Origin of the sequence: Methylobacterium sp. 22177, assembly GCF_052045615.1 — a bacterium.
GTDB classification, from domain to species: Bacteria; Pseudomonadota; Alphaproteobacteria; order Rhizobiales; family Beijerinckiaceae; genus Methylobacterium; species Methylobacterium radiotolerans.
Genome location: NZ_JBQEPK010000136.1, coordinates 1 through 418, shown reverse-complemented (window position 1 = coordinate 418; position 418 = coordinate 1). Strand labels below are relative to the sequence as shown.

The 418-nt window shown below is 71.8% G+C and carries 1 protein-coding gene; it reads left to right on the top strand.

Annotated elements, in window-relative coordinates; genetic code table 11:
• On the top strand, positions 1-418 hold a 418-nt coding region (locus ACTJK8_RS32405; protein WP_440763220.1), incomplete at both ends, for a chemotaxis protein CheW.

Genomic DNA, 418 nt, shown 5'->3' with positions numbered 1-418 from the left:
GCGGGGTCGGCATGGACGTGGTCAAGAAGACGATCGAGAGCCTGCGCGGCACGATCGACATCGCGACCGAGCCGGGGGGCGGCACGACGGTCGCCCTGCGCCTGCCGCTGACGCTGGCGATCATCGAGGGATTGCTGATCCGGGTGGGGGAGGGGCGCTACGTCATCCCCCTGGCGGCGGTGGAGGAATGCGTCGAGCTGCCCGCCGGCGAGCGCGGCGGGCGCGGGCGGGACTTCCTGAACATCCGGGGCGCGCTGGTGCCGTTCCTGCGGCTGCGCAGCCTGTTCGGGGCCGCGGGCGAGCCGGAGCTGCACCAGAAGGTGATCATCGTCGCGGCGGGCGAGGCCCGGGTCGGGCTGGTGGCGGACCAGATCATCGGCAACCACCAGACGGTGATCAAGTCGCTGTCGAAGCTGCA